Raw genomic sequence first — 18,842 nt, 5'->3', positions numbered from 1 at the left:
TTAAAAGGAGATAAAAAAGATATGGAAATGGCGAAAGAGCAAGAGCTCATACTTGTTTTAGACTTTGGTAGCCAATACAACCAATTAATTACACGACGCATTCGTGAAATGGGTGTATATAGTGAATTACATGACCACGAGATTAGCATGGAAGAAATTAAACGTTTAAATCCTAAAGGGATTATCCTTTCTGGTGGTCCTAACTCAGTTTATGAAGAAGATTCATTCACAATTGACCCAGAAATTTATAACTTGGGAGTACCTATTTTAGGTATTTGTTATGGTATGCAACTAACTACAAAACTTTTAGGTGGAAAAGTAGAGCGTGCCAATGAACGTGAATATGGTAAAGCCATTATTAATGCGAAGACTGATGAGTTATTCTTTGGTTTACCAGAAGAACAAAATGTTTGGATGAGCCACTCAGATAAAGTGATCGAAATTCCAGAAGGTTTCGAAGTGATTGCTGATAGCCCAAGTACCAACTATGCAGCAATTGAAGATAAATCTCGTCGCATCTATGGTGTGCAATTCCACCCAGAAGTACGTCACACAGAATACGGAAACGATTTACTTCGTAACTTTGTACGTCGTGTATGTGACTGTACAGGTGAATGGTCAATGGAAAACTTCATTGAGATTGAAATTGAAAAAATTCGTAATCAAGTTGGCGACCGTAAAGTCCTATGTGCGATGAGTGGTGGCGTAGACTCATCTGTAGTAGCTGTATTGTTACACAAAGCGATTGGCGACCAACTGACGTGTATCTTTGTAGACCATGGTTTATTACGTAAAGGCGAAGGCGACATGGTTATGGAACAATTTGGTGAAGGTTTCAACATGAATATTATTCGTGTCGATGCACAAGAACGATTCATGAGCAAATTACAAGGTGTTTCTGATCCAGAACAAAAACGTAAAATCATTGGTAATGAATTCATCTATGTATTTGATGATGAAGCATCTAAATTAAAAGGTGTGGATTTCTTAGCACAAGGCACATTATATACAGACGTTATCGAATCTGGTACGAAGACAGCACAAACAATCAAATCACACCACAATGTGGGTGGTTTACCAGAAGACATGGAGTTCCAATTAATCGAACCCATCAATACACTGTTTAAAGATGAAGTGCGTGAATTAGGTATCGAGTTAGGTATTCCTGAACATTTAGTATGGAGACAGCCGTTCCCAGGTCCTGGATTAGGTATCCGTGTACTTGGTGAAATCACAGAAGACAAACTTGAAATTGTACGTGAATCAGACGCCATTTTAAGACAGGTCATCCGTGAGGAAGGTCTTGAACGTGAGATTTGGCAGTATTTCACAGTGTTACCTGGCATCCAATCTGTAGGTGTTATGGGAGACTACCGTACATACGATCACACGGTAGGCATCCGCGCTGTTACATCGATTGATGGTATGACAAGTGACTTTGCACGTATCGACTGGGAAGTCTTACAGAAGATTTCTAGTCGTATTGTAAATGAAGTGGACCACGTTAACCGCGTTGTCTATGACATTACATCTAAGCCACCAAGCACAATTGAGTGGGAATAATCGTATAGAATGAAGTAACCCCTTAGGCATAGGCTTAAGGGGTTGTTTTTTTATGTTTTGAAATTACAAAAACCAAATTAAAATTTTCTGACCACGTATATATTACAAAAGTCGCTATCTAGCTAAAATATCCTATGTAAATAAGTAGTGACACAAATGATATGCCAGCTAATACAAAGAAGAATGCTTCGACGTAGATGCGTAGTTTAGACATCGGTTCTACATTATAATGTTTTCTTTTATGATTATGGTGTTTGAGTGTTAATTTCATACCGATATAAGTATAAAGAATAACAAAAATAATTCCCAAGACAATCGCAATTGGTATTGGTAAATGCATGAATAGCCACCTTTTTTATCTAAGCGTAGCATAAAGATAATATGTTGTTAACAATACAATAAACATCTGTTTAAAAAGTGATTAAGTAAAATTGGTGAAAAATAACTATTAAAATAGCCGTTTTCAAAAAACTATTATGGATAGTTTTAATGTTGAATACAATGTAAATGGATTAGAAATATGTTATTGTAAACTTAATAATTTGATAAAAGGGGTTGGCTGCTGTTATGAAAAAGACTATTATTGCTACATTTGCCGTGAGTCTATCAGTTCTATTAGCAAGTTGTAATAACGAAGCTTCAGAAAATAACGAACCTAAAGAAAAAAGTGAAAATACAGATAACACGAGCAACTCAGATAAAGACAAATCGGAAAAGAACAAAGACAACAGCAAACAAAATGAACAAAAAACAGAGCAACAAAATACCAATAAAAACAATGATGGACGTAATCAGTCTGCTCAAGACAAGAATGAAACAACTGATGAAGACGAAGGTGCTTTAAATCAATACAATAATGAAGAAATTGAGTATGCTCGCGTGTGGAATCAACTAGGACCACTGAAAAATAATATGGATGGTATGGATTCATTAAATGTAGAAAAATTGCCAAAAGGTTCTAAAGTAAATCCACAAGCTGAGGACAGTGCTGTCTTTAAAGAAGACGTTGTAAAATTAAAAGCTCCTATGCGTGTAGGTGGTTCAGTGACATATAGTAGCAATGGTGATGGGTCAATCAATGTATATAAAAATGTTCCATATGATTGGCGTGATTCAAGAACTGATGCAAATATGAAAGAAGCAACAACAAAAGCGATTGAAGAGAATGTTGAAACGGTCACGATTAATCAAGGGGATGACCAGACAATCGCAGATTTAGCTGGAAAAATTAAGTACAGCAATTAATTTAAAATCGCTTTAGATGGGGTATACAGTTTTGTTTGGAAAAGTATAAATTTTAATGAGGTATGGCAAGAAAGCTTAACCATTAAGGTTATTAATTCAACGCGAGTGATTAATTAATAGTAAGTGGGTGTTTATATGAGTATATTAAAAATGATATTATACGTGGCATTGCTCGTTTCATTTTGTATTTTAATGTTCCAATCCATCTATTTTGTACTTGTATTTTGGAAATTGAAAAATAAGAAAATTAGCGAATATGATTATGAGCAATATAAACAAAAATATGAAAAACCAACGTTTATCAACTTAGGAGTTTTAATGGCTGTAACAGCGTTATTTAACTTATTAGAATGATGTACTTGGTGATTTCATTGAATGAGTAAAAAGCGTCTTTTCGAAATTAAAAAGGCGCTTTTTGATTCATAGATTACAAGTTTTAATCAGTAGTCTTGTATTTTTTCTTAACAAACAAATAGTTCAAAACCCCAAGTATAATCAAGGGAATTAAGACCGTGATTAGGGGGTACTTAGATATTAAATCAAAGTTTGTGTTTGACGGCCCTAAATACCTTGTGAGAATTGAAATGACTAAAAAATAAATGAACCAAGTGCAAGTTCTAGACAATGTTTCTAAAATGATTAAACGCTGTTTTTCATTGTAACGTGTCTTATCACGTTTATTAGCAGTTGCTGCATCCGGTAAATAGTTAATGATAATCATTGACCAAATCATTGAAAATACAAAAATTGTGACGAAGAATAATGCTGTTTTCAATATAAATACTCCTAAATATTTTATAAATGAAATTTAACGTATTTATATATAAAGTGTCAAACTGTGCAAAGGCATCATAATGAAGTGCGTCAAGAATCATTCAAGATCTATTTCTTTATTCACTTGATTATAGATAGCAGATTTTATATCATCTGCAATTGGTTTGAGTTCTGGTAAATAATTATTAGCAAAGCCAATGATAATTTTATGTTTGATATGAAGTGATAAGTCTCGTGGCATCTTGTCTTCTATTAAAGCTAGTAAATTCTTATATGAGATAGATTCTCCTTTATGCCTGCTCACATATTGTATGAATGATAGAAATAGTTTGTCAAAGTATTCATGTTCGATATCTAGATCTAAAAATATGAGACTAATAGATTTAGTTTCAAACTGATTATCTCCCATTTCTGCTGCAAGTTCTCTAATAGCTTGATAGAGTAATCTAAAACTTTCTTTGTTTTCTATCAAGATACCCCTCCTTAAATATTTCTACACTATATTTTAAAAATAACATATATTCAAAAGTAATTTAAATAACATCAAACCAACCATGTATATCATGAAATGAGGTAGCATGATTTTACAAAATCACGTTTATATTTATTCAATATTAGGCATTTAAATAAACAAATAAGCCTGAATTTTGATGATTATTTTATTATTGTTCACAAATTTGTTCACAATTAAAAAATGACCTTTAAAATACTTATATATGCGTAAATAACCTTTGGTGACAGGGTTTATCAGTTTATAACCCCTTTCAAAATAATTTATAAATCCTTAATTGAATGTCTGCATAAAATTAAAAATCATAAATATTTTTAAAAGCATGTAAATTTAATATATGAGTGGAATTTTGTTTATGATAAAATATATTTTGTAGAAAACTAGCATTTGGACAATGTTAGGTTGAAAAAGGGGATGAACAAGAGTGAAAGTTATCAAAAAAATAAACTTACCGACCCAAATTATCATAGCATTAGTGCTAGGGGTAATTTTAGGGAGTATATTACATGGAAATAAAGATGTAATTAATTATATACAACCTTTTGGCGATGTATTTATAAATTTAATTAAAATGTTAGTCGTACCTATCGTATTCTGTTCTTTAGCGTTATCGATCTCAAATGTAGGGGATACAAAAACGATTGGACGTTACGGTGGTAAGACATTATTATACTTTGTTATTATGACAAGTTTCGCGATATTTATGGGCTTGATTTTTGGTAATTTATTCAAACCAGGTGTTGGACTAAATCCTGATTTGCTTCCAAAAGGTGATATTTCTAAATATGAATCAACTGCAAAAGCTGCAGAACAATCTACATATGACAATCACTTGATCGATACAATTGTAAATATTATACCAACGAATATCTTCGAGGCATTTGCTTCTGGAGAATTATTACCAGTTATATTCTTCTCAGTATTTTTTGGTTTAGCATTAGCGGCAATTGGACAAAAAGCACAACCGGTTAAAGACTTTTTAGGCGGTGCACTAGAAGCAGTATTCTGGATGATTGGAAAAGTATTATTATTAGCACCAATTGCAGTATTTGCATTTATTACTACAACGATTATTACTTTCGGATTATCTGCATTAATTCCATTGTTCAAATTGTGTTTAACTGTGGTAATTGCAATGCTATTCTTTATTTTCATTGTATTAGGCATTGTTTCAAGAGTTTGTGGTGTAAGAATTACACAAGTTATCAAACTATTAAAGAACGATTTAATGTTGGCATTCTCGACTGCAAGTTCAGAAGCAGTATTACCTACAGTAATGAAAAAAATGGAGCGTTTTGGTGTGCCGAGAGATATTGCATCTTTCGTACTACCAACCGGCTATTCATTTAACCTTGATGGTGCGGCCATGTACCAATCTATTGCGGCGCTATTTGTTGCTCAATTATATGGTGTTGATTTAAGTATTGGTGAACAGATCTTATTAATGATTACATTAATGTTAACGTCTAAAGGTATGGCGGGTGTACCAGGAGCCTCAATCGTAGTATTACTAACTACATTAGGATCTGTAGGATTAAATCCACAAGGTTTAGCATTGATTATCGGTGTAGATAGAATACTTGAAATGCTTAGAACATGTGTAAACGTATTAGGAAACTCAGTAGCTACAATCTTTATCGCTAAAACAGAAGGTGTTTATGATAAAAAACAAGGCGAAGAGTATCTGAAAACAATTTAACAAAATAATAAATCTACAAGCACGCCTTATAAATAAAAATAAGGTGTGCTTTTTTCTGAAAAAAATGGATGATATACTGCAATTATTAAGCTCATTTTAAATAGGGTATACAATTAAAACGTTTATAAATTGGAGGAAGATAAAATGAGTAATATAAGAGGTATTAACCATATTGGCATGACAGTGCCTAATATTGAAGCAGCATTTAAATTTTTGAAAGATGCCTTTGATGCGAAATATGCATATGATGGCTTAACTTACGATGATGAACCTAGAAAAGGTCCAGAAGTAGAGCGCATGTTAGGCCTATCTAAGGGGTCTGCTATTGTTAAACAACGTATGATTGTGATTGGCAATGGTCCGAATATTGAGATGTTTGAGATAGAAAGTGACGATAAAAGGGAACCACTTGATTTGGAAGATAATGGGTATCATCATATTTCGTTATTTGTCGACGATATGGATCGTGCAATTCAACAAGCTGTTGATGCAGGAGCGAGCCCTTTATCTGAGAAACATGATAACTCTAGATATGAAGACAGTGAAGGTAGCAGTAGTGTATATTTAAAATCGCCATGGCATAGTCTGATAGAGTTACAATCAATTCCAAATGGTTATTATTATCCTGAGGATAGTGAAAGTAATGTATTTATTCCATAATTTCGAGTTATTGTATGTACTTAAGCACTGAATTTTATACTTTTAATTAAAAAAGGTATGAACCAAAAGTAAATAAAAACCAGTAGACATCGTCACATTTAGAAAAAACATGAAACGAAACTGTTCCCCTGTCATTGGTTCAGTGCGATGTTTTTCAGCTTTTTTATTAACCTTCTGTCGTGTAGAAATGGTGTTGTTCCAAGAACTGATACTGACGAAAAGTATACCTAAAAGGATTTTTAATAGGAAGTTGATTTTCGACACACCTTCCAGCATTTAATAACTTAAATAATATATGTTATTAAAAGTTATATTATGTTACTTTGTAAATAAGATAACATGCTGTTTTAAAATTGAAAAATGTTAAAATGAATGTCCTTGTACTGTAATAAGTGCGAGGATATTTTTAAATTAAGAAAACTAAAAGTATTAAATTAAGCACATAATTAAAATGATTTGGTATTGAGAAACATAATGTAACAACAATGAAAATGGAGTGGACTGAAATAATTATAGGGAGAGCAAATTAGTGAAACAAAAACTTAAGCATAACTTAAATAAATATGTAGAAAACGGTAAGTTAGAACAAGGCTTGTATAAAGTAAGCCATAAAATTAGAGACAAAAAGGAAAAGATTATTCTAAGTATGTTAGCAAGATCATGAATTTTATAAGAAAAAAGTGTGATGATATAGGTTCTGGTTGTATCATTACAAATTAAACGAAAATAAATTGTGTAATTCGGAGTTAAAAGTACCGCTATTTTATAGCTTATGTAATAATATGCAAAGCAAGTATAAATTAAACAATGGGGTGTCAGGATGACAACAATTTTTCCTTATTTGAATTTTGAAAATACAAAAGAAGCATTAGCATATTATGAAGAAGTATTTGGTGCTACAAATATTACAAGATTACCAGTTGGTAAAGATCAAGCAGCTCATTTTAATATGAGTGAAGCAGAAGCAGCTAATGCGACAATGCATGCGCAATTTGATATTGCTGGTACTACAGTGCTTGCATCTGATTCATTTGGTAGAGCAGAAAGAATTAACAATGGTATTTCATTATTAATAGACTATGATATTAATAATGAAGATGACACAAGAGAAGTTGAAGCGTTATATCATCGTGTTAAAGAAGCGGTAGATGTTGAAATGCCTTTAGAAGAACAATTCTGGGGTGGTAAAATGGGCGCATTTACGGATAAGTACAATGTACGTTGGATGTTACACGGTCAGGATTATACAAAAATCAACAAATAGCGCTCAGGCGGTTACGGATTAAACTTAAGAAAGTGTGGACTTATAGATTAAGTTGCCTTTCTTTTTATATTGTGAACTCATAAATCATAAAAATTGTCTTGATCTTTAAATTAACTGAGAACAATGCATGAATCGTGTGAAAATTAAGTCGGTCAATACAATATAATGACGAGAATGATTAAATAATAAAAGTTATTTTCAATTAGGGGTGTACAAACTCAGAAGTAAACGCTATAATAGGTATTAAGTAATTTAGTTCGTGAAATTGATTTGTAGTTTTATTCTTTTGAATTTACTCCTTTTGATTTTTTAAGACAGATTACAAATATTCGTGCAAAAGCACATATGGAGGAATTTAATATGAATAACGGTACAGTTAAATGGTTTAATGCAGAAAAAGGTTTTGGTTTCATCGAAGTTGAAGGTGGAAACGACGTATTCGTACACTTCTCAGCAATCGCTCAAGAAGGCTACAAATCATTAGAAGAAGGACAAGCTGTTGAATTCGAAATCGTTGAAGGCGACCGCGGTCCTCAAGCAGCTAACGTTGTTAAACTATAATAACGGCTAAAAGACGAGTATAACTCGTCTTTTTTTTATGCCCAAAATACAAATATTGAATAATTAACCCCTTCATGTAGTGAAAACATATGAAGGGGTTTTTGCTTTTTATGAAGTTATTTCAAACTGCTTAAGCTCCCTGTTTCTTAAGTAGATAAATAAAATATTTATCATACAGGCCAGTATGCCAATAAAGATAACAAAATTCGATCCTAAACTTGCAATAAATATGCCGCCCAAAAATGTACCTATGGTTGCACCAGAATTCACAGCAGATAGAAAAATACCATTTGATAAATCAGGTGCATCGGGCGCAACTGAGATAATGACATATTGTGTAATATTTGCTGAAATACCTGCGAGTATACCCCAAAGTACTGAAATCATCATCATTGGAATTAAAAATGAGCCAATACCAAACATGGCCACATAAATAATTATCAATGAAAAAGGTAAAAGAAAAATTGCTTTTTTGGGAATCGTTGTTAATAGCTTACCTGCAATGACATTGCCTAAAATATTAGAGGCACCATATAAAAAGAGAATAATAGATACTGCATGACTTGGCGCGTTAGTTACAATATTTAAAAAATCGGTCAAATAACTATAGACACCAAAAACTGCAGCATTAAACAATATAGATACAATAATGGATAGCCAAGTTAAAGGGCGTTTAAGTACACGTAACTGTGTTCCATATGTTACTGCTTTTTTAGCGGGCATTTTAGGTATAAAGATTATAGTGAGAATCAATACAATCATATTAATTAATGCGAAAAATGCTAACGCAGCATATAAATTGAATTGATTTGCCAAGAAATTAACGATAGGCACACCCACGACCATGCCAGCAGAGACACCAATAAATACTCTAGCTACTGCTTTTGGAGCATCTTTTGAATTAACGGAATCAGAAGCAACAGAAAATGCTAACGCAATGTATACAGGATGAAATATGGCCGGTATGATTCTTGCAATGAGTAATATGCTGAAGCTTGTTGTGAATAATGAGACAATGTTACTGATAATAAAGATAACAAGTACAGCAATCATTACTTTTTTACGTTCTATTTTTGAAAGTAATAAAGGCATAATAGGTCCAGATATCGCAATGCCTATAGCAAAAACGGAAACTAACCAACCAGCAGTAGATGTACTTACATTAAAATGTTCAGCAATCTGAGGGATTAATCCAATAAACCCCATTTCAGTATTTAATATACCGAAGACGCCAATAGTTAAGATGAATATGATTAATTTATTATTTTTCATCATTTGTCCCTCCCAAACTTTAATAATTTTAGTTTAGGCGGTAGAATAAGATATGACAAATACTTATTTTAAAGTTTTAGTTATGCTTATTTTGAATAACTCAAAGGAGATGCCTTATGGAACTAAAGACACTTCAATATTTTGTGAGAATAGCGAGGGAAGAAAGTATTACGCGTGCTGCGAATGCGTTACATATCACGCAACCAACATTATCTAGACAAATAAAAGAATTAGAGAAAGAGCTAAATGTGAAACTTTTTAAAAGAAGTAATCATAATATTCAACTAACGGATGAAGGACAACTATTAAAAAATAGAGCTGAAGAATTACTTGAAATGTCTAATAAAATACAAGAAGAATTCAAAGTAATTGATAGGAGTATTGAAGGTAATGTGTATATAGGATGTGGTGAAACAAAAGGTATGGAAGTTATCGCAAATATTTTTAAGGATATTCACAATGAACACCCTAATATTCAATTTCATATTTATAGTGGTAATGCGGACGATATCGCAAATAGGCTTGATAAGGGATTATTAGATTTTGGAATTCTGATTCAACCAGTAAGTTTAAATAAATATAAGACATTGTATTTACCTACTTCAGATCATTGGGGTGTTGTGGTTAAAAAAGGTGATCCATTGTCACAAAATAAATATATTAATAATAAGTATCTAGTAGATAAACCATTAATATGTTCAAGACAAGTATTAGATACAACATTGGATAAAAATGATTTTGCAGAATGGTTTGGTACACAATTTGACGATTTAAATATCGTTAGTACTTTTAATTTGGCTTACAATGCTGGGTGGATGGTAAAGGCAGGATTGGGTTATGCGATTACATTGGACAGTATTATTGATACGTCTACAGAAAGTGAACTTACTTTCATTCCATTGAAACCAAAATTAGTTTCGAAACATAATTTAGTATGGCGTAAGGATCATACATTTTCAAAAGCGGCACAATTATTTTTAGACAAAACCAAAGCAACATGTCAGTAAATACATCATAGACCAAATCAAATGAATCCCCTCACATTACTGATGTGAGGGGATTTTTTATATTAAATTTCACGGCTATTGATTGTTTCTTTTTTAGTGCGAATCATTAAGGTTAAGACGAAACCGATGATCATTAAAATTGCCGTGAAGGCAAATGCAGCATTGATACCAAGCACTGTAGCATGTTGCATGATTTCTGTTTTACTTTGCGAACCACTAACATGTTCAGTGTAATTAGATCTAACAATCGTTAATATTGTAATCATAACTGCTGTACCAATAGCGCCTGCAATGATTCTTAAAGAATTAATAATGGCAGTGCCGTGGGAAATATTTTTTGCTTCTAATGCGTTAATACCAATCGTATTTAACGGCATAATAATGAGTGCTACTGCAAACATTCTGATAGCGTAAATAATGACAACATACCAATAAGGTGTGTCTGTAGTTAAGAAACAATGTAAAATTGTCATAATAATTAATATGATGAATCCAGGTACGGCTAATATTTTCAAACCATATTTATCATAAATTTTGCCGGTATAAACGGACATAAATGCATTGACAATGGCTCCGGGCAAGATGACGAGTCCGGATAAGATAGCCGACAGTCCTAGACCAGTTTGAATATACATGGGTATTAATAAAGCCGGACCTACGATACCGATAAATAGTACCATAGATGCGAATGCAGATAGTGAAAAGGTTCTATTTGCAAATACACGCATATTTAATAATGGGTTATCGATTCTAATTTGTCTCATGACAAAGATACCTACGATGATAATACCAAGTATTAATGAAATGATAACAATGGGTGAAGAGAAACCAAGATTACCGGCACTACTAAAACCGTAAAGCATTAGTCCAAAACCAAACGTGGAATACATAACAGACGTTTTATCTAGTTCTGTACGTTTTGTTTCGTTATTACTTTCGACAAATATAATACCAATAATAAAGGCAATGATAGCAATTGCTGCAACTACGATAAAAGGAGCTCTCCAACTAAAGGTGTCTATGAGAAATCCAGTTAATGTAGGGCCAATTGCAGGTGCTGATTGCGCAACAATTCCTGTAAGCCCCATGGCAAATCCTCGTTTTTCAGAAGGAAAGAGGGTGAAGACAGTGAACTGCATTAATGGTAGTAAAATACCTGCCCCAATAGCTTGAATCACTCGAGCAAACATAAGTAAACCAAATGATGGTGAAAAAGCAGCTATAATGGAACCGATTAAGAATGCACTCATTGAAAAAATATAAAGTGATCTTGTATGAAACCGATCCATAAGGAATGCAGTCATAGGAATCATAATTCCGTTAACAAGCATGAATCCTGTAATGAGCCATTGAGCAGTTGTTTCAGTGATTTCAAGACCTGAAATAATGGCAGGAAGTGCAGTGTTGAGCAATGTTTGGTTGAGCATCGCGACAAAAGCACTGCTGAGCATAACTAAAATAATAGTATTTCGTTTCTTATTTGATATTGTAATTTCCGACATTACGATTACCTCTCCTTTTATAACATCCCAACGATAAATTTTATGCCTTTTAAGTTAGCAAAGCAAACCATTAAGGTTAAAAATCTAATATTTTTTGCAATTATTCTTTAAAAAATAAGGATGGTATCAAGTTGTTCGGAATATATTTAATAGCATATAAAATATAACGGATAGGTAATCGAAGCATGATAGGACAATGATTGTTCATGTATACTATAAAAAAATAGGTGAGGAAGTGTGCAATTATGAAAATAGATGTTCAATCACATCAAAAGCAATGGATAATGCAATTTGAAAATGAAAAGCAAAAAATCCTTTCAATATTGGGTGATGAAGTTATTGAAATACATCATATTGGTAGTACGTCAGTTCCTGGCTTAAAGGCAAAGCCTATTATAGATATATTGCCTGTTGTACAAGATATAAATAAAATAGATCATTTTAATGAAGCAATGGCAAATATAGGTTATAAGGCATTAGGAGAAAATGGGATAACAGGGAGACGCTTTTTTAAAAAAGGAGAAAATCCTCGAACACATCATGTGCATGCATTTCAACAAGAAAATCATTATGAAATTAATCGTCATTTGGCAGTTAGAGACTATTTAAGAACAAATGTGGCAGTTGCACATGCATATGGAGAATTAAAAGTAGCGTTAGCACACCAGTTTCCATATGATATAGAAGGATATTGTGACGGAAAAGATGCATTTGTAAAACGGCTGGAAAGCCAAGCACTTGAATGGTATCTTAAATAAAAGTGTCTGTGATTCAAATTAATAGTAGTAAGTGTGTGTATAAAGCACATGAACCCTCTTAAGTGTTATCTGGACTAATGTGAGTGGTTAGAAATCTGTTCAGAGAATAGAATAATCGTCATTTTATTAAGTCGTATGCGATTAACGACGTCAAAAATTTGTTGTATACTTACATCAGTATATAAGTATCAGTTTATTAAATGAAAATGAGAAAGTTGGTGGAGAATGGCTGAATTAACTCAGAACCATAAAGTTCAAAAAAATTGGATTGTTGTTATAGCAATCATTCTTATTGCATCAACTTTAAGAGCGCCATTAACTTCTGTAGGACCTGTGATTCATGAAATTAAAGAAGCGATGTCAATCAACGATAGTATCGCAGGTTTTCTAACAACGATTCCACTCATTATATTTGCAATCGTTTCACCCTTAGTATCTAAAGTTACAACACGTTTGACCATGTCCTATACATTACTTTACTCGACGTTATTGTTAATTGTAGCTTTAATATTACGTATTATGGGTGACTTTAATGTGTTTATTATCGGTACTATTTTATTAGGGGTTGCCATTGCATTTGGAAATGTTGTCCTACCGAGTTATGTAAAGTGGTACTTCCCAATGCAGATAGGACTTATGACTGGCATTTATAGTGGGACAATGAATTTTACTGCAGGATTGGGCGGAGGGTTGAGTCATCCTTTATCTGAAATGACGCTATTAGGATTCAGATTGTCGTTAGTGTTTTGGGTCATATTAGGGCTGGCTGCAATAACGCTTTGGCTATTAACCGTGCGCAGTGGATCGAATCTCGAAGCAAGAACGATTGAAAATGCTGAATTAAACAAAAATAAAAAATTAAATATGATAAAATCCAAAATCGCATGGATGGTTGCATTAACGATGGGATTTCAGTCAATGATTTTTTATACGATGGTCGCATGGGTGCCCTCTATTTTGATGGACAGAGGTATAGATCCTAATACTGCAGGTTATTTATTGATGTTGAATCAATTTGCGCAAGTACCAATGACATTTATATTTCCAGTAATAGCTGCGAAATTAAAAAATCAACGTATTTTAGTGATTATTGTCACATTGCTCTTTTTAATAGGATTTGGATTATTTTTTGCACAATCCTTACCAATACTTATTATGGGTATGGTTATTGTAGGTTTAGCAATGGGGGCATGTTTTAGCTTATGTATGACTTTCTTTTCAATACGTGCTCGTACTAGCAATGGTAGTATTTCGTTGTCTGGCTTTGGACAGTCTGTTGGTTATTTCATAGCTGCATTTGGTCCATTTTTGATTGGATTGCTTCATGACCTTACAAACAGCTGGGACATTGTCATTATTGCATTTATTATGATGTCTATTTTAGTTTTCATTTTTGGGTTCGCAGCCGCTAAAAATAGAGTGGTGGAAGAAGAAACTTAATACTTTTAAAAAGATATGAATCGAACACAGTGATGATATGAACAGTGACTGTGATTGATTCATATTTATTTTGCTTCAATCGTGTCCTTAAGGGCATGAGCAAAATCATATAGGGTCATACTCCAATTACTTTGATCAGAACGCGAATTAAATGATAAATCTTGGTTATTAAAGAAAGATTGACGTAAACCTGTAGTCAATTCTAACTGTACACCTGCATTTTCAGCGTTCTTATTAGCAATGTTTTGGCTGGATTCACCTTCTAGATGACTAGGAGATACCTCTACATTAAAGCCATTTTCAGTTAGTTCATTTTCAATTGAATCTTTAAGTGTTTCATCTTTGCCCCCAATGTATATTGTGGCATCATTACCATCTGCCCCGTGAATCATTACAGAACTGGAAACCTTTTGTTGCATTGATTCAATGATAGGTTCATCAAAATTTGTGGAAGTTACATGGAGATCAGAATTGTCTCATGGTCGAATGCCTTCAAACGCATAGTAGCGATATGCGCCTTTATTCGCAGTTAATTTTGCGGCTTCAGAAGTTCCAGCTTCAATGTTACCACCGTGAATAGCACCGATAAGTGTGTCACTATTATTATCGTTATAACTGAGTTCCCAATCTGTACCTTCGTTTGTATTATCCATTAAGTCAGTCATAGACTGATAAGTATCTTCAGCTCTTAAATCTGGAGAGAAAATAATTAAAAGCAACATTAACAAGATAGTTATAACAGAGAGACGGAAATTGTAAATTTTGATGAATAAGCGTAATTTATTATTTTGAAAAGACATATATTGCTCCTATATAATTTAAGAGGAGAATGTATAGATGTTTTAGTTGAAATTATATAACCTAGGTGGCGGAGCAGCTAAAAATATAAAAATTGAAATTTATATTGGCGAACAAGATGTATTACAAAAGAAATATGTGAATATACAACCTAGTAATGAAGGTTATTTATTGCTAATTAATCGTGATGTTTTTAGTGAAATTGAAAAGACAATCAAAAATAATGGCTATGAATCAGATTTAAATGTAAAAATATCATATCAACATAATGTAAGTCGAAAAACACAAGTACTGTATTTAAATGGTATTATTGATAGCTTTAATGTTTATAATGATGAATCTATTTATGAATTACAGTTTTTCAGTAAGAATTAAGCATAGGAAATTGAATTTGTAGTACTTCCTTTTAAAGTGATATGTTGTGTCTATCATTTTGAAAGGAAGTTTTTTAATTGTATGATTAAAATGAAAGATTTTGTTGGACAAGTTCTTTTCAATTACAATACATAAAGAAACTAAAATTTGGAGTGACAAATAATGATAAATGTGAAGGCACCGAATCCAATATTTTTGGAACATGAAGCGTCTGAAAAGGCGATATTATTGCTTCATTCTTTTACAGGAACCGTACGAGATGTAAAACTATTAGCAATAAAATTACATGAAGCGGGATTTACCTGTTATGTACCAGCATACAAAGGACATGGTTTAATGCTTGATGAATTAATGGCATTTGATGTTGATGATTGGTTAGCAGATGCAACGGCCGGTTACCAATTTTTAAAAGATAAAGGATATTCAGAAATTAGTGTGTGCGGTATTTCGCTAGGTGGTATCTTGTCATTGAAATTGGCAGAAAGCAAAGAGATAAGTTCAATAGCGATTATGTCTACACCTTATAGAAAAGGTGATGCGGGTCTTTCGGGTAGACTTGAAGTTTATGGACAGCGTATGGGGAGTTTAGTTGGTCTTGAACAAGCAGATATTGACCAACAGTTGGCTGAAATTGAAAATTATAGTCCTCAGCTATATAAGTTTCAATTATTGGTAGAAAATGTCATGGCGCATTTAAAAGATATTACTGCACCGATTGCAATTAAATATGGCGAGCAAGATGATGATGCTTATGAAACGAGTGCACATTATATTTATGATCGCATCCAACATGAAGACAAAGAAATGAAAGGCTATGGCCCGTCTAAACATTTGATGACTTATGGTGAGGGTCATCTCGAAGTAGAACAAGACATCATCGCATTTTTTGAAGATTATTAGATAAAATATTCAAAAGGGTGGTATGTGTCAATGAAACAAGGAGAGAGAAGACTTGATAAGTTCGATAAAATTGCACTTGTGATATCGGTAATACTTTTTATCGTGAACGGGGTGTTCATGTTTAATATCATATCTGTTCATAGAGGCGTCTCGTCACTTGTTTTAGCACTATCCATGATAGTACTTTATTATGTCATAGTTAAGAAACAATCGAAAAAACTAGGATACTTGTATCTAATCTGCGCTATTTTATTTTTAATATCTGGAATTATGGCTTTTATATAAAAATAGAACCTATAAACATTTGCTTTAGCCATTTAAAAAATATTTCCAATTTATTATTAAAATGATAGTGAAATATTTAAATAACTCATATTAAGTGATTTTACTGAATAAATAGAATCATGAACAGAACCCCCTCACTGGAAAACTAGGTGAGGGGGTTTTGTATGTGGTTTTCGTCTTTAGTGAATCAGCACAAAAAAGAAAGATATATTTTTCAAGTTATGGTCTCCAGAATGTATCACAATGGGATTTATCATCTATATTGTATTGAATTATAGCTTTTAATAACGTGTAATTTACGTCTTGACTCCATTTTATTCGAAAAAGGTTGCTGGTCTGCGAGTAACCAACTGCCTCAATTTGTTGTGTATATTCCTTTAAAGCTTTAGCTTCGGGAGCGATTGAAAAATGTTGTTTCGCAACGCTAAATCCAATGATAAATGTGCCGTGATCCGTAAACATAGGTTGATTCCATTTTATTGTTGTTTTTAAGTTAGGAAACGTATCTGCAATCCAGTTCAAAACTTCAGACAATGTTGCTTTGTGTTTGTCGTTATCAATTGTTTCTAAAAATGTATTGAATGTATCCATGATAATGCTCCATTCTATATGTTTTATTAATCAAATGACAATTGCATATATTTGTTTATACTGATTATAACAAATGACGATAATATATATCTTCTTGTAGCTAAAAAAGAGTATTCGTCTACCTCATTTAATCTAGGTAACGAATACTCAATGAATTTCAAATCATATATTTAAGTATGGCATGTCAGACTATTTAAGATGTACTGACGGTTTTATTTTTTAAGAAATAATCAATGATTAATCCAATAAATAATAAAATAATGAATGGAAGTAACCAGCTTAATTGTATATCTGATAATGGTAGCACTTTATATAATGAAATTAATGGTTGGAACAGGTTAAAATCATTAAATATTTGTAACAACGAAATGAATAGTGTCATAAGTGTTGGTAATATAAATGCATATTTCATCTCAAATGGGATGAAAATACTTACCAATGATATAAGGACTAATACAATCGATGTTGGATAAATAAATGTTAAGAGTGGCACAGCGATTTGTAAAATCAATTCTAAGCCTAATGTTGAAACTAAAAAGCCTAATAAAGAAAAGATTAAAACAAACATCTTGTAGGATATTTTTGGTAATTTCTTCATAGCAAAAGCTGCGCAAGCATTAACTAAACCAATACATGTTGTTAAACATGCCAAGATAACGATAACGCCAAACAATAAGTTTCCGATTGAACCAAATACGCGTAACGAATTGAATGTTAATATACCAGTTCCATCTTTAAAGCCTTCATGACTTGTAGTCGCACCCACATACGCCAGTGCAAAATAGATAATTAATAATAATATGGCTGAAATCAGTCCGGATTTAATTACATTTTTTACAAGCGTCTTATGATCGTTTACACCGCTCATTTTAAACATTTGAACGATGACTACGGAAAAGGCTAATGCCGCTACTAAATCCATGGTGAAGTAACCTTCTAAAATACCTGACACGATAGGTGTTTGAGCATATTCGCCACTCGCTTGTCCGATTGAACCTTCAGGATTAATGATTACTAATATACATAAGACTGCAATAATAATAATTAATATCGGCGTTAAATATTTTCCAAGGTTATCAATAATACGATTTGGATAAAGCGCAATTAGATAAACAACTAGGAAAAAGATAAGCGAGAATATAATTAAAGTGAAATGATTATGTACCGGTAAAACATGGTTGGTTCCGATTTCATAGGCAACGTTAGCCGCCCTTGGAATACCATAAAGTGCTCCAATAGATAAATAAATACAGATAGCAAAAACAGTACCAAAGATTGGGTGTACTTTATTCCCAATACTTTCAACGCCACCGTTCATATATGCCACAACGATTACAGTTATGTAAGGAAGTAAAATACCTGTAATAGCGAATCCAGTCATAGAAACCCACATATTTTCTTGAGCTGTATAACCTAACATAGGTGGAAATATTAAATTTCCGGCCCCGAAGAAAAATGAAAATAACATAAGACCAGAAATTAGTATGAGTTTATTCATTCTTAATACCTCGATTTCAAGGAGATTGTCTTATACAAAACACATGCTACTTTATCATAAATTGAATATATATTCAATGAAATGTCAGATAATTTATAATATTTAAAGTATTTTTCATATGAAAGTTCATGAAACATTC

General features: G+C 32.6%; 18 protein-coding genes and 2 pseudogenes. 12 read left to right on the top strand and 8 right to left on the bottom strand.

The genetic code is table 11. The annotated features are described in order from the left end of the window. Positions 1-21 precede the first annotated feature (21 nt). On the top strand, positions 22-1,563 hold the full coding sequence (gene guaA, locus ACM6UH_RS00230) for a glutamine-hydrolyzing GMP synthase (protein ID WP_002484263.1): 1,542 nt from the start codon (positions 22-24) through the stop codon (positions 1,561-1,563). A 118-nt stretch (positions 1,564-1,681) separates the two neighbouring features. Here guaA and ACM6UH_RS00225 read toward each other — a convergent pair whose 3' ends face one another. Beyond that, entirely contained in the window at positions 1,682-1,903 is a 222-nt protein-coding gene (locus tag ACM6UH_RS00225; protein ID WP_011303922.1) for a hypothetical protein, read from the bottom strand. A gap of 227 nt (positions 1,904-2,130) precedes the next feature. Between ACM6UH_RS00225 and ACM6UH_RS00220 the strand changes: the two genes are divergently transcribed. Further along, on the top strand, positions 2,131-2,808 hold the full coding sequence (locus tag ACM6UH_RS00220) for a hypothetical protein (RefSeq protein ID WP_048787254.1): 678 nt from the start codon (positions 2,131-2,133) through the stop codon (positions 2,806-2,808). 135 nt (positions 2,809-2,943) lie between these two features. After that, entirely contained in the window at positions 2,944-3,162 is a 219-nt protein-coding gene (locus ACM6UH_RS00215) for a hypothetical protein (protein WP_011303920.1), read from the top strand. 82 nt (positions 3,163-3,244) lie between these two features. Here the strand turns inward: ACM6UH_RS00215 and ACM6UH_RS00210 are convergent, their stop codons facing one another. Together ACM6UH_RS00210 and ACM6UH_RS00205 are read right to left on the bottom strand one after the other, a co-directional pair. Then, positions 3,245-3,583, bottom strand: coding sequence for a hypothetical protein (locus tag ACM6UH_RS00210; protein ID WP_048787253.1), 339 nt, complete (start codon positions 3,581-3,583; stop codon positions 3,245-3,247). A 96-nt stretch (positions 3,584-3,679) separates the two neighbouring features. Then, a complete protein-coding gene (locus tag ACM6UH_RS00205; RefSeq protein ID WP_048787252.1) occupies positions 3,680-4,054 on the bottom strand; it encodes a hypothetical protein in 375 nt (124 codons plus the stop codon). A gap of 463 nt (positions 4,055-4,517) precedes the next feature. Between ACM6UH_RS00205 and ACM6UH_RS00200 the strand changes: the two genes are divergently transcribed. The 4 genes from ACM6UH_RS00200 (at position 4,518) to cspD (ending at position 8,277) form a co-directional block, all read left to right on the top strand. Next, positions 4,518-5,792, top strand: a complete 1,275-nt coding sequence (locus tag ACM6UH_RS00200; protein WP_011303917.1) for a dicarboxylate/amino acid:cation symporter — start codon at positions 4,518-4,520, stop codon at positions 5,790-5,792. A 144-nt stretch (positions 5,793-5,936) separates the two neighbouring features. Further along, a complete protein-coding gene (locus ACM6UH_RS00195) occupies positions 5,937-6,452 on the top strand; it encodes a VOC family protein (RefSeq protein ID WP_011303916.1) in 516 nt (171 codons plus the stop codon). 820 nt (positions 6,453-7,272) lie between these two features. Beyond that, entirely contained in the window at positions 7,273-7,716 is a 444-nt protein-coding gene (locus ACM6UH_RS00190) for a VOC family protein (protein WP_011303914.1), read from the top strand. Positions 7,717-8,076: 360 nt separating this feature from the next. After that, positions 8,077-8,277, top strand: a complete 201-nt coding sequence (gene cspD, locus ACM6UH_RS00185) for a cold-shock protein CspD (RefSeq protein WP_011303913.1) — start codon at positions 8,077-8,079, stop codon at positions 8,275-8,277. A gap of 108 nt (positions 8,278-8,385) precedes the next feature. Here the strand turns inward: cspD and ACM6UH_RS00180 are convergent, their stop codons facing one another. Continuing rightward, positions 8,386-9,549 (bottom strand): MFS transporter, encoded by a 1,164-nt coding sequence (locus tag ACM6UH_RS00180; RefSeq protein WP_048787250.1) that lies wholly within the window; start codon positions 9,547-9,549, stop codon positions 8,386-8,388. A gap of 116 nt (positions 9,550-9,665) precedes the next feature. Here ACM6UH_RS00180 and ACM6UH_RS00175 point away from each other — a divergent pair, with 116 nt between their 5' ends. Beyond that, the gene (locus ACM6UH_RS00175; RefSeq protein ID WP_047505311.1) at positions 9,666-10,556 is read left to right on the top strand and encodes a LysR family transcriptional regulator; all 891 of its coding nucleotides are present in this window, start codon (positions 9,666-9,668) and stop codon (positions 10,554-10,556) included. 62 nt (positions 10,557-10,618) lie between these two features. On the opposite strand, the gene ACM6UH_RS00170 is transcribed toward ACM6UH_RS00175, so the two are convergent. Then, positions 10,619-12,058 (bottom strand): MDR family MFS transporter, encoded by a 1,440-nt coding sequence (locus tag ACM6UH_RS00170; protein WP_011303909.1) that lies wholly within the window; start codon positions 12,056-12,058, stop codon positions 10,619-10,621. A 245-nt stretch (positions 12,059-12,303) separates the two neighbouring features. Here ACM6UH_RS00170 and ACM6UH_RS00165 point away from each other — a divergent pair, with 245 nt between their 5' ends. Both ACM6UH_RS00165 and ACM6UH_RS00160 read left to right on the top strand, forming a co-directional pair. Then, positions 12,304-12,816 carry a GrpB family protein gene (locus tag ACM6UH_RS00165; RefSeq protein ID WP_011303908.1) on the top strand — a complete coding sequence of 171 codons (513 nt, stop codon included), beginning with the start codon at positions 12,304-12,306 and terminating at the stop codon, positions 12,814-12,816. 225 nt (positions 12,817-13,041) lie between these two features. Next, positions 13,042-14,256, top strand: a complete 1,215-nt coding sequence (locus ACM6UH_RS00160) for a CynX/NimT family MFS transporter (RefSeq protein WP_048787249.1) — start codon at positions 13,042-13,044, stop codon at positions 14,254-14,256. Between the two features lie 65 nt (positions 14,257-14,321). On the opposite strand, the pseudogene ACM6UH_RS00155 reads toward ACM6UH_RS00160, so the two are convergent. Further along, positions 14,322-14,921 (bottom strand): annotated as a pseudogene (locus ACM6UH_RS00155) (poly-gamma-glutamate hydrolase family protein). Between the two features lie 181 nt (positions 14,922-15,102). On the opposite strand from ACM6UH_RS00155, the pseudogene ACM6UH_RS00150 reads away from it, so the two are divergent. Next, positions 15,103-15,429 (top strand): annotated as a pseudogene (locus tag ACM6UH_RS00150) (hypothetical protein); the annotation flags it as partial. Between the two features lie 162 nt (positions 15,430-15,591). After that, positions 15,592-16,329 carry an alpha/beta hydrolase gene (locus tag ACM6UH_RS00145; RefSeq protein ID WP_048787247.1) on the top strand — a complete coding sequence of 246 codons (738 nt, stop codon included), beginning with the start codon at positions 15,592-15,594 and terminating at the stop codon, positions 16,327-16,329. A gap of 504 nt (positions 16,330-16,833) precedes the next feature. On the opposite strand, the gene ACM6UH_RS00140 is transcribed toward ACM6UH_RS00145, so the two are convergent. Then, the gene (locus tag ACM6UH_RS00140; RefSeq protein ID WP_048787245.1) at positions 16,834-17,205 is read right to left on the bottom strand and encodes an iron chaperone; all 372 of its coding nucleotides are present in this window, start codon (positions 17,203-17,205) and stop codon (positions 16,834-16,836) included. 193 nt (positions 17,206-17,398) lie between these two features. After that, on the bottom strand, positions 17,399-18,703 hold the full coding sequence (brnQ, locus tag ACM6UH_RS00135; RefSeq protein WP_011303900.1) for a branched-chain amino acid transport system II carrier protein: 1,305 nt from the start codon (positions 18,701-18,703) through the stop codon (positions 17,399-17,401). Positions 18,704-18,842 lie beyond the last annotated feature (139 nt).

The organism is Staphylococcus sp. LKG4-2 (genome assembly GCF_050955665.1).
GTDB lineage: Bacteria > Bacillota > Bacilli > Staphylococcales > Staphylococcaceae > Staphylococcus > Staphylococcus saprophyticus.
This window is presented reverse-complemented; position numbering and strand designations above follow the sequence as displayed.

Bases quoted from the DNA above. Each gene is read 5' to 3' on its own strand.
- ACM6UH_RS00160 (WP_048787249.1), top strand. From the start codon at position 13,042: ATGGCTGAATTAACTCAGAACCATAAAGTTCAAAAAAATTGGATTGTT.
- ACM6UH_RS00145 (WP_048787247.1), top strand. From the start codon at position 15,592: ATGATAAATGTGAAGGCACCGAATCCAATATTTTTGGAACATGAAGCG.
- guaA (WP_002484263.1), top strand. From the start codon at position 22: ATGGAAATGGCGAAAGAGCAAGAGCTCATACTTGTTTTAGACTTTGGT.
- ACM6UH_RS00215 (WP_011303920.1), top strand. From the start codon at position 2,944: ATGAGTATATTAAAAATGATATTATACGTGGCATTGCTCGTTTCATTT.
- ACM6UH_RS00180 (WP_048787250.1), bottom strand. From the start codon at position 9,549: ATGAAAAATAATAAATTAATCATATTCATCTTAACTATTGGCGTCTTC.
- ACM6UH_RS00190 (WP_011303914.1), top strand. From the start codon at position 7,273: ATGACAACAATTTTTCCTTATTTGAATTTTGAAAATACAAAAGAAGCA.
- ACM6UH_RS00140 (WP_048787245.1), bottom strand. From the start codon at position 17,205: ATGGATACATTCAATACATTTTTAGAAACAATTGATAACGACAAACAC.
- ACM6UH_RS00165 (WP_011303908.1), top strand. From the start codon at position 12,304: ATGAAAATAGATGTTCAATCACATCAAAAGCAATGGATAATGCAATTT.
- cspD (WP_011303913.1), top strand. From the start codon at position 8,077: ATGAATAACGGTACAGTTAAATGGTTTAATGCAGAAAAAGGTTTTGGT.
- ACM6UH_RS00220 (WP_048787254.1), top strand. From the start codon at position 2,131: ATGAAAAAGACTATTATTGCTACATTTGCCGTGAGTCTATCAGTTCTA.
- brnQ (WP_011303900.1), bottom strand. From the start codon at position 18,703: ATGAATAAACTCATACTAATTTCTGGTCTTATGTTATTTTCATTTTTC.
- ACM6UH_RS00225 (WP_011303922.1), bottom strand. From the start codon at position 1,903: ATGCATTTACCAATACCAATTGCGATTGTCTTGGGAATTATTTTTGTT.
- ACM6UH_RS00175 (WP_047505311.1), top strand. From the start codon at position 9,666: ATGGAACTAAAGACACTTCAATATTTTGTGAGAATAGCGAGGGAAGAA.
- ACM6UH_RS00195 (WP_011303916.1), top strand. From the start codon at position 5,937: ATGAGTAATATAAGAGGTATTAACCATATTGGCATGACAGTGCCTAAT.
- ACM6UH_RS00170 (WP_011303909.1), bottom strand. From the start codon at position 12,058: ATGTCGGAAATTACAATATCAAATAAGAAACGAAATACTATTATTTTA.